This window comes from Legionella sp. (assembly GCF_049790535.1).
Classification (GTDB): Bacteria; Pseudomonadota; Gammaproteobacteria; order Legionellales; family Legionellaceae; genus Legionella.
On record NZ_JBAQZB010000083.1, the window covers coordinates 1 to 10,617 of the forward strand.

Genomic DNA, 10,617 nt, shown 5'->3' on the forward strand with positions numbered 1-10,617 from the left:
CCTTAGCAGCTGATGTTGCCTTGGAAATTATCGATTACATTTTTGATATTACAGATCGCAGTGACTTACAAAAATTCATAAAAATGATGAGAGCAGTCCTGAATGATGAAAATAGGCTTTTAAAAAAAACAATTTATGATGTTTATATGAATGGATTGGGTTAATTGGAATCAAATTGATTTCCTTTTTCTGATAATTGCATTTTTCGCTATAAAAGAGGCTATTTTAGCCCTGTCTACAGCATTTTTTCTTAAGAATACGATTCGTACGTGAACTACATAATTTCTAAATAAGGAGATGTATATGAGCGTACCTACTTCTAATATTTCTAAAAAACGTCGTACTTTGCCGAAGAAATCAAACAGTGAGCACGTGCAAAACTTTTGGTCTTCGCCAAAGGAAGCTTTCTTTAGGCAGGATGAAATCTCGGCTGTAATAAACAAGAGTGTTAAAACATTAGAGGCTGATCGTTGGCGTGGAGTTGGAATCCCTTACCGTAAAGTAGGGGGGCGAGTTTTGTATCAGAAACAGGATGTTGTGAATTGGTTAGAAAGCCATGCTCTTGTTTGTTCTACAAGTGAGTATAATAAGGAGGTTAATCATGACTAGTAATTTGCCTCCAAATAAAAATGTTATTTTGGCAGATATTGCATTAGAGCATTCTAAAACCGTCAAAACCGATAAAACTGATTTTGTTGATAATAATGATTTTTTACAAGCTATTTTTGGTAAGCAATTAAATGAGACACGCCCACTAGTAGTTCATTTCCCCGGAAACCCCAATACAGTTCAAAAAACAAAATGGTTTGCTCGTCCTTGGTCTAGTAATTTCTCCTTTATGGCTGAGGAAAATAATTATTTTAGTCTTGCATTGTTTAGATCAGATGATTCTGGCCAATATCGAAGAAAAAAAGCGTATTTCTATTCATTGTATGCCGTGATGCTTGATGATATTGGCACTAAAGTAGATATGGAAAGACTAACCTTGGAGCCCACTTTGTTGCTGCAACAAGCTATCTAATCTCATATAACGGAAATGAAATCTATAAAATAATCCCTATTATCTTGTTTCTTTCTTGTTTTATTTTATTTAAGTATCCTTCCATTATTATCAGTGCATTACTGTATAAGAATATCACCAATGATATTAGAGCGACTTTTGATTCATTAATTAGTACATTTTCAATGTTGGCATCAATCGGCGCATTTTATATCATTGGAATTTTACTTAATAACTTTGGCAATAAAGTAATTATTTTATCTTTGATATTTTTAATGATAACAAGTTTTTTTAGTACGCTCCTATATGTGATTAAAACAAGATATGGCTTAAGAAATAGATTAGTAACGAATCCTTAAATAACCATTCCTTCTAATAAACTTACCGTCTCTTCTATCGGATTAATCTCCGCTAAGCAGCTATAAGGCATTACCCACATTGGATCAGAGTGACCAAAATCCATATTAACTACTACAGAAACTTGGGGTAATTGATATTCTTCAAGTACTTCTAAAATAGCTTTTCCATAGTCTTTAAATTGGGGGGCTAAAATATGTTGACCACCTGGCTTACTAAATAAAATACCCCCTATTTTAGCAAGTATCCCTTGGGCCGCTAAATTTCGTAAGAAACGTTTTAAAAATAATGGGGCTACACCTTCTTCTGAAGTTTCTAAGAAAAGAATACAGCCATCCCAAACATCTAATGAAGGCCAAATTTCGGTGGCGTTGATAAACTGTAATACTTCAACACAGCCGCCTAATAAACGGCCTTGAATTATTTTGTCAGCACATCCAATAAATTCCCATTTCATTTCAGGCTCAAGTCTTCTTTGAATCATTTGATTGGAAGGTTTTTGCCAATCTAAATATTCCTTAGTCCACCCTTGGCTTGCCCTGGAAATAGCACCTATTTTATCTATTGAAAAAAAGCTTTGTTTTATCGCACTGACAGTATATTCATGCATACCTACATTTTCTGCAAAACCTGTCATTACCGAAGTACCATAAAAGCTTGCTATACCTGCTTTCAAACAAATAAAATGCAAAACAGTACTATCTGAATAACCTAAAACTATTTTTGGGTTTTTGCGGATGATTTCAAAGTTAATGTAAGGTAATAGCCTTATGGCATCCTCTCCGCCAATCGTTGAGAAAATTCCTTTAATAGAGGGCTCTAAAAAAGCTTGCATTAAATCTTCTGCGCGGGCTTTAGGATTCCGGTAGACCCATTCAGGATCTTTTAATGCATGTGGCATTTCAACCACTTCCAATCCGAAAACAGATTCGAGTCGTTGCTTACCTACTTCATAACGGTAAGGAAAAGTACCAGGACCACCCCATGAAGTACTGATCACTGCAATTTTATCTCCAGGATTAAGTTTTTTAGGACGGATTAATTGTTGCATGGCTTTATCCTCTAGGAAGTTAACTTTTCGTTGTGATCATTAGTTTTTTCAGTTTTGGTTGGCTCTATTGGGTCAAGATGGTATACATGGGTACTAGATAATATTACTTCTTCATGGCTGTGATTCGGTCCGTCAAATTGAATATAGTATTCTCCAACGCGCCATAACACATTTACATTCTTGATAGAAAATACTTTATCTTTGGAATTGCATTCAATATTAAGATTTTTCTTCTTAAAAATTTGACAACCGATATCATCAACACCAATTGAAATATTTTCAATTGCACCAAATTTATAGACGCGTACAATTTTTTTGGAGAGCACCCCAAATCCATCAAAACAAAGTAATGAAAAGAGAATCACAACAGTCGATACAGTTATTATCCAAGAGCTTGCTCGCCAGTTCTTTATTAATGGCATCAAGCCTACTCCAGACAAAAATATTAATGTAAATATAAAAAAATATGAAAGTGTCTCATCTCTAATAAACGAGAATTTTATTAGCATAAGGGTTGGAAGTAACAGACAAATTCCAGGTATGATTGAAGCTCCATAAATTTTTAAAATTAAAAAATACTTGGAGTTACTCAGTTTTTTATCTTCTGAGACTTCTTTATCATTTTTATTGTTGAATAGATAGAATTTCATCGTACTGCCAAGTAAAAAATAGATCCCTAGAACCCAAGATGGCGTAGCAAATATAATTAGTAGTGAAAGATATACAGCAATAATTGAACCTACATAATAAAAGAGCAATCTTTGTCGTGCTTTATCTGTTAAGTTAATAAAATCTTTCTTTCCAGAACTTATAAAGGCATCCGCTTCTTCTTTAAAAATAAGATCACATATTTCCTTTTTTTTAAGCAGCTCCATCCATAGATAAGGGCCACAACTAAACGGCAGTACCATTACTATAAAAATCCATATACCTAAGCAAGCTACTACTATTGCTAAATAAGCAAAAGAATATAAATCTACTATGGGGAAAAATTGGATATTAAAAAAATAAATATTTAAAGTTATAAAACCAATAAATAAAGAAAGTTCAAGTCCCAGTTTGGTCAAGTTTCTAATTTCATTTGTTTTTTTTAACATCTTAATCCTTTAAGCTCAGGTGCGGCTAGCATTTATGCACAAATATGATTCATTGAGGCTATGAATCATTAGCACAATATTTGAATTATGCTTCTTCATGCTGTTTTTCTGGGTTATTAACAAGACTTACTGCTAGGGGTTTACGAAAAGCAAATAACTCAACTAATCCTTTTCTAATTATTGCTTGCTCAGAATCCAAATATCCATGGGCTACTGGTGAATAGGCTCCTTTTTTCAATAAAACTTCATCGAATTCATAATTTAATAATTTCGACATTTCAAAAAGCATTTTAACCAATTTTTCTGGTATTTCATTTGTCCATATTTTTTGCTCTATTTCACCTGCATCTTTAGGGAATGAATTAAGATGATCGCGATAGTTATTCCAGCTCTGCGTAATAGATTTATCTTTATAGAAGGCAACATCTATTTTATTCAAAGCGCGAACATGCTCAAAGGACAATGGTTGAGCTCGAGTTTCCATTAAAGTATTAAATATATCTTCTTTTCTGCGTTTTTTATCCGAAAGATTGTCCAGAATTTTTTGCACTTGTAATGCAATTAAAGGAGATAAGAGAATGGCCAAAATATTAAATACATCACACACGAACCGCTACTCCTTAGCTCATGAAGATAGATATCTTTTCTACATTGCTTCTACATGAAAATTTCTAACTTCGGTGGGATTTTGATAACTACTTGATTTAATTGGCTCCCCTTAGTAAGTATATTCCGAACGCAGAGGCGAGAGGAAGTGGAAAATTTTGGCAAATTTTCTTTATCACTCACCCTGAACATGTAATAAGTTTAAGATGATTATGAATGATTTTTCAGCTCATTAGGGAAAAAGTAAAAGATATTATATAGCCTAATGATTTTATCCTGGTGTGGATTCTGATTTTCGAGCGTTATTTTATCTTGAGATAGGAATATAATTAACAATTAGTTAAAAATAGAGTATAATTTGCCCATACTGATTTTTTAAATGCGAAAATATGCCATACATTGATGTTTCTGAAACAAATTGTTTATATGTTGCAGTGGACGAAGAAGACGCTCGTTTTCAAAAACAATGCGAAATCATTAAAAACTGGCAATCTCTTAATCTAAGCGCTCTGAATTTGATTGATTTACCTAAAGGTTTTTCTGAAAAAGATCTTAAAAAAGCAAAAATGAAGCTATTTCTTCATTTTCATCCCGACAAGAATAACAATAGCGCGTATTCAACTGAGGCATTCCAAATATTAATTCATGCGGTGGAGTTTTTAGCATTTCAACTTGATTCTAGCATCAGTATTAAGAATAACCCATTTGTAGCTAAAAAAGAGGCTAGCTTAAAACACAGTGCCCAAAAAACCCATACGACGCCCCCACCTGTTTCAGCAGAAAAAAAAGCATATTTGACAAAATTGAACGAGATTGCGCAATCAGGTTCAATGACGTCTGCAGATGAACAATTTTTCCGAAATGCACTGAGTGTACACCCTGAATATTTACCTTTGACAATTAATGAGCATAATTTGTTTCATTTTGTGTTAGATAAGGGAGGTTCTAGTCCTTTTTTTCAATGGCTCATTAGCCTGGGATCTGCTGAAGAAGCTCTATCAAAATCCAAGGATAGCTATGATGTTTTTTCTTTTGCATTTAATGCTAATCGAAAAGACTGCTTACAGATCTTATTTGGAATTTATGGCATAGAAGGATTTCACGCTTCTTCGATTGCATATTCATTATCAATATGTGTACTAATATTGGAAGAAGATGAGAAAGCGTCAGATACTTTTTGGTTTTTAATTAATGAGTTAAATTACATACCTAAAAATGGTTATATTGCTGTCAGTGTTCTTGATACAGCACTGAGTGAGGTAGGTCTATCCACCTTTAATAGGATATATGACAAATTTAAGCATCTACTGCTCGAATCTGATCAGAACTATAACCATAACTCATTAATAAATAGAGTATTAACATTTAACTATTCTGAAATAAAGTTACAAAAAATGGCTGATGCAGGCTTAATGCAGCATGTAACAGATCCATTGTTCCAAAATGCAAGCGAACTGAATTCATTTTTATCGAAAAAAAACTTCCAAGAAATTATTCAACTTCTGCAAACAAAATATAATTTGATGAAGAGTCTAGAAAACCTCTCCCAAAAGACTATTGAAAAACTTTCTCCTGAATCATTGATAATACTTCTTAATGCAGAGCTGATTTCTGTAGAGCAAATATTACAATCATCATGGATTACTTGTATTGATAGAGACGCTTTATTGAGTCAAGCACTGCTAAAAAGAAACACCTCCGCTTTTCATGCTTGGTTAAAAGGTGTTGAGTTCACCACGGAGTATTTAAAGTCTGAAAAGGGGCAAGCACATCTTCGCCTTATGCTTAAATACGGAATAGTGTTTACGGAACAACAATTGACTACTATTCAATCAATGTTTGACGCCTATTTTACAGATTTGGCTGAAAAGCGAGTACACTATACTGAGCATGACTATCGCTTTTTGCCAATGACTACAGAAGCGTGGTTGTTTCCCATAATTGAATGTATTGGTAGAAGTCCTAACCGAATGGCATGCTTGAATAAAGTGTATGAGCACGAGGTTAAAGTGGTTGTTCAGGCTGATACTCACTTTAATGGTAGTTTTTACCGAGCGAATGATAGCACTTTTAGTACTTATGAATACACAGAGACCATTCTAAGTTCCTTTACTCCATTGCAATTTTTTATGATTATGGATAAAAAGCCATTGGCTGTTTTATTGCTGTCACTGGGGGTGAATTGGAAACAAAACCTTAGAGCTACTATACAAACGGGAATAAATAATCCATCTCATTATGCATATAATCCTGCTAAACGCATTCGCGAATTTGAAATTAAAATAAATCCACAATATGTAGAAGAACGCTCTGTAAAAATCTTATCATCTGATCCAGATGCTGAAACTCAAAAAAGAATTATTGATTCAAAAGAAATTATATTTATTCATAAAAACGACCAGATCGAAATTGGATTTTGCAACACTAATTATAAGTATGAGCAAAAGATTGTGTCTGGAGTGCCGAATATAATAGATGCAATTGGGCAAGCAAAACTTACCGGTAAGATAACAAATTCTGCAGATCTGGATGCGATTGAAAGATACATGGTCGAGTTAGGTATCTGTTTATACAGTTCGAAATATACAGAATCTACGGTGTTAGATTTTGTGAAAACAGAGATTCAAAACACTGAGGAATCTCGTCTCCAAGCCCAATCACGGGCTGGTGCTAGCGCTGGTGATTGGAATGAGTTTTATGATGATCGTAGCAAAGATGTTAAAGCGCTACTCAAACAAATCCAATTGAATGAAGCGGAATCATATCTTTATAAACGAACATTGGACGCTGATTATAAGACTAAGCTATCATTTTTTGGTTTTTTTACGATCATGAATTTTGGTTTTTCGAAAAAAGAAAAAATTACTGCTGTACGTGCGTTGATCAATTTTTTAAAAAATGATATGCCTATCCCTGAGTCTTGCAAACCTGCTTTATATCAAGGTGAGTTGGGGAAGATTGCTGCGTTGAGAGACATCGTGTTTGAACCAGCTCATCCTCAGATTAATTCCAGTAGTGTATCTCATAACCGTTAATGGGAAAAATATGGATATCGTAATGCAAAAGACATTGTTATTCTGAGCCCATTTTGATAAATCATAGTTGATAAGTTTATCCATTGCAGCACAATCATGGTGTCGAAATTATACATTGATGATGAAATATGCTTGCAGTATGATCGACCACGAAAAAATGGCACTCATAGCAACTAAGAACGTAATGAATTCTAAAGAACCAATACACTTTTCAGACTATTTTAATATTGATAAAGCGATACTCAATGAATTGGGAGTGTTTGATCCAATATTGAATTTTGATACGAAGGTTTTTGTTGAGCCTTTGTTATTAAAAAATAGCGCAAGTGAAATCATCAAAAACTCGCATCAAACCTATAAATCGTTTTTTGTGGGTCTTCTTCTTTTGCTAAAAAAATCTACTCAGACGGGAGATAAATGTTGGCGAATTGCTCAAAAAATGGTGAATTTTCCTGAATATCAATCCACCTGTATTGGCTACAGTTCTGGTAATACCGAAGGTAGAGGTTCAGGTATCGAATTTAACGATAAAATCTTTCAAAGTGCGAAAGAAATCGTCGATTTGGCGCAAGGCGATCCGGAGATATTCTTATTGTTGCCTCTACTTGAAGAAGGTATTGCAGGCGATCGGATCAGTGATATGGTGCAGAATATTATTGATGAGGATATCTGTCGTTATACTGTGGATATTATGGCTAAGGTTGGTATTACAGGCGATATTGTCCATACTACAAAGCATAATAATCGCTATAGCTTACTGCAAAATCCATTTTCCAAACAACCGATTAAATTGCTTCCAAAAGATATTTTATCGAATCTTCCCGTTGCAGACAGGATTGATTCCGTGGTTTATGAGTTGGCAGAGCATAATGAAAGACTACGACACGTTGTTAATCGCGATATAGGCTACATCTGGCTTGAAACTACGAAAGCAGCCAGAAAAGAAGCGTTACTCAAAGAGCTTAAGACCAATAAACTATTGTTTATTGAAACGCTTAAAGCATTAAAAGATTATAGTTTTGAACATTATGACTTAGAAAAAGACTATGAAGGCTTGTATAAATGGCTTGAGAACAGCCAGCATTTCATTAACCTTGAATTATCAAAGGAAACGAGGGCGTGTCCTGATAGCCTTGATTCATTAACGCTTGCTATCACATCTATTATTCATCACTTCAAGGATCTCATAGAAAATAAAGACGTTTGGCGGACATTCTGGGCAAAGCATCATTCAGAATATAGGCATGTTCGGGTTTATTATTCGCAAATGCTATTTTTTACCGTTTGTAATACATGGTTAACTTCACAGAATAGCAATATCAACATTAATCTCTTGCGAGATGAAAAACAGCTCAATCTCGAATTCAGTATCTCCAAAAATAATCGTTTCGTGCTTCATATCGTGCTTCATATTAAACATGCGAATAATCCCAGCCTTGTTAAAGGTTATACGGCTATATTAGAAAAATATCGTCATTTAAATAATGAAAAACATGTTTGTTTAATTATGAATTTTGAGGATGTGCAAGCCAATCAACTCAGAGAAGTTAAGATCATTGAAAACCCGATATGCAAAATTTTTGAGATTGATGTCACTAACAGAAGCCAAGAAAAGGCTGAGGAATTATTCGAGTTGCCCGAGGATAATTTAGATTTTATACAATTTGAAGATATGCTGTTTGAAGATGATCGTTATACCAGTGAAAAGCGTAAAGGTGGGGCAAATTCATACCAGCGTTATAAACCATTAAGAACCCAAGTCCAGACTCTTTGTTTGGAAGAGATAAACAAAAACGTATACAGTTCTGCTTCGCAATTATGTCAGGTAGTAGCAAATAGAATGGTTAACGAATTTCCACAGTTATTAGGGTCATTTCAACCTTATAAAAATTACCTTATTGATGGTCGTGATTGGACTAGTCCTACATTTTATAGATGGTGCAATGAGGCATATAACACGTTCAATAATAAATCTGAATTACCTGTCGAATAAACGATATCTGTGTTAATAGTCGTGTAATATAACGAAATATGATATATTATAAGAGTATAAACACAGGATTTCTGATGAAAGCACTTAATTTTATTAATGAGCTACGAGCACAAGGCCGTTTTTCTTTCACTGTATCAGAAGCGGAAAATGCGCTTGGTTTGAAAAAAATCTCTTGTCTTAATGCGTTGCATCGCCTGAAAAAAGACAAATGGCTTGCAAGCCCTGCTAGAGGCTTTTACTTAATCATTCCCCCTGAATATCAAGCTTATGGTTGCCTGCCCGCAGAAATGTTTATTTCAGATTTGATGCGCTATTGGGGATTGCCTTATTACGTAGGGTTCTTGAGCGCCGCTCAATATTATGGCGCTGCACATCAAAAGCCTCAGCGATTTCAGGTCGTCACCCTCAAAAATCGCCCATCCATTCATTGTGGTCGTGTTCATATTGAATTTATAGGTAAAAAGCAAATCGATACCCACCTCACAAGACAATTTAATACGTTGGCCGGAACGATCCAGGTTGCCAGTCCAGAATTACTGGCATTTGATCTTGTGAGTAACCCAGAGCATGCTGCTGGAATGAATAACGTGGCGACGATATTTTCTGATTTAATCGAATTATTCGATGAAAAAAAATTAGCTGCCCTGACACAATATCATATGAAATTATTTGGTCTACAGCGATTGGGATGGTTGCTTGATTATTTTGGTCAAGAAACACCGGCTAATGCGTTATTTAATGCGCTTGAAGGCAAAACATTGCATTGGGTACGTCTAGTATCGTACGCGCCCTACGAGCCTATTGAGAGGAATAAAAAGTGGCATGTGATTGTAAACACAAGTTTGGAGATTGATGAATGATTCCTATGGCCTATATTACACAATGGCGACAATTGGCACCTTGGCCTGATGACATGCAAGTAGAACAGGATTTAATTTTATCACGAACGATTGTTGAGATTTTTTCTAATCCTTTTTTATCTGAACAACTCGCATTTCGTGGTGGCACGGCATTGCACAAATTATTTTTCTCGCCTGCTGCACGTTACAGTGAGGATATCGACTTGGTGAGGACTGCAAAAGGGGGTATTAAAGAAATCATTGATGTGTTACGTGATTGCCTAGAACCATGGTTGGGACAACCAAAAACGCGACAAACCGGACAAAGCTTTAAATTACTCTTTTATTTTTCTCCAGAGGTTTCAGTGTCAATCAAGCAAAAAATTAAAATTGAAATCAACATTCACGAAAGTTTCGCTGTTTTAGATCGTCTCAAAGTACCGTTTTCTGTTCAGTCACCTTGGTTTTCTCAAGAAACAAAGGTGAGCACTTTTCAACTTGAAGAACTATTGGCGACTAAATTGCGTGCTTTATATGAGCGTAAGAAAGGACGTGATGCATTCGATTTGTGGTTGGCTATCCAAGAAAAAGAATTTGACGCTACAAAAACGGTCGCTGTTTTTATGGAGTATATGGCAC

Annotated in this window: 9 protein-coding genes; 6 read left to right on the forward strand and 3 right to left on the reverse strand. The window is 34.9% G+C overall.

What is annotated here, in order from left to right; all coding sequences use genetic code 11:
* Positions 1-303: 303 nt before the first annotated feature.
* Positions 304-609, forward strand: coding sequence for a helix-turn-helix domain-containing protein (locus WA877_RS04755; protein WP_425169790.1), 306 nt, complete (start codon positions 304-306; stop codon positions 607-609).
* Entirely contained in the window at positions 602-1,021 is a 420-nt protein-coding gene (locus WA877_RS04760; RefSeq protein ID WP_425169791.1) for a hypothetical protein, read from the forward strand. The genes WA877_RS04755 and WA877_RS04760 overlap by 8 nt, the downstream gene beginning before the upstream one ends.
* Positions 1,022-1,355: 334 nt before the next feature.
* Here the strand turns inward: WA877_RS04760 and WA877_RS04765 are convergent, their stop codons facing one another.
* The 3 genes from WA877_RS04765 to WA877_RS04775 all read right to left on the reverse strand — a co-directional run bounded on the left by WA877_RS04765 (position 1,356) and on the right by WA877_RS04775 (position 4,112).
* Positions 1,356-2,408, reverse strand: coding sequence for a S66 family peptidase (locus tag WA877_RS04765; RefSeq protein ID WP_425169792.1), 1,053 nt, complete (start codon positions 2,406-2,408; stop codon positions 1,356-1,358).
* A gap of 11 nt (positions 2,409-2,419) precedes the next feature.
* Positions 2,420-3,505, reverse strand: coding sequence for a hypothetical protein (locus WA877_RS04770; protein WP_425169793.1), 1,086 nt, complete (start codon positions 3,503-3,505; stop codon positions 2,420-2,422).
* Positions 3,506-3,590: 85 nt separating this feature from the next.
* Positions 3,591-4,112 carry a DUF6680 family protein gene (locus WA877_RS04775; protein ID WP_425169794.1) on the reverse strand — a complete coding sequence of 174 codons (522 nt, stop codon included), beginning with the start codon at positions 4,110-4,112 and terminating at the stop codon, positions 3,591-3,593.
* Positions 4,113-4,500: 388 nt separating this feature from the next.
* Here WA877_RS04775 and WA877_RS04780 point away from each other — a divergent pair, with 388 nt between their 5' ends.
* From WA877_RS04780 to WA877_RS04795, 4 genes are all read left to right on the forward strand, one after another.
* Positions 4,501-7,146 carry a DnaJ domain-containing protein gene (locus WA877_RS04780; protein WP_425169795.1) on the forward strand — a complete coding sequence of 882 codons (2,646 nt, stop codon included), beginning with the start codon at positions 4,501-4,503 and terminating at the stop codon, positions 7,144-7,146.
* A 184-nt stretch (positions 7,147-7,330) separates the two neighbouring features.
* Positions 7,331-9,139 carry a hypothetical protein gene (locus WA877_RS04785; protein ID WP_425169796.1) on the forward strand — a complete coding sequence of 603 codons (1,809 nt, stop codon included), beginning with the start codon at positions 7,331-7,333 and terminating at the stop codon, positions 9,137-9,139.
* 74 nt (positions 9,140-9,213) lie between these two features.
* A complete protein-coding gene (locus tag WA877_RS04790) occupies positions 9,214-9,999 on the forward strand; it encodes a type IV toxin-antitoxin system AbiEi family antitoxin domain-containing protein (RefSeq protein ID WP_425169797.1) in 786 nt (261 codons plus the stop codon).
* Positions 9,996-10,617, forward strand: a 622-nt coding sequence (locus WA877_RS04795) for a nucleotidyl transferase AbiEii/AbiGii toxin family protein (protein WP_425169799.1), incomplete at its 3' end; no start/stop codon positions are given. The genes WA877_RS04790 and WA877_RS04795, both read left to right, overlap by 4 nt.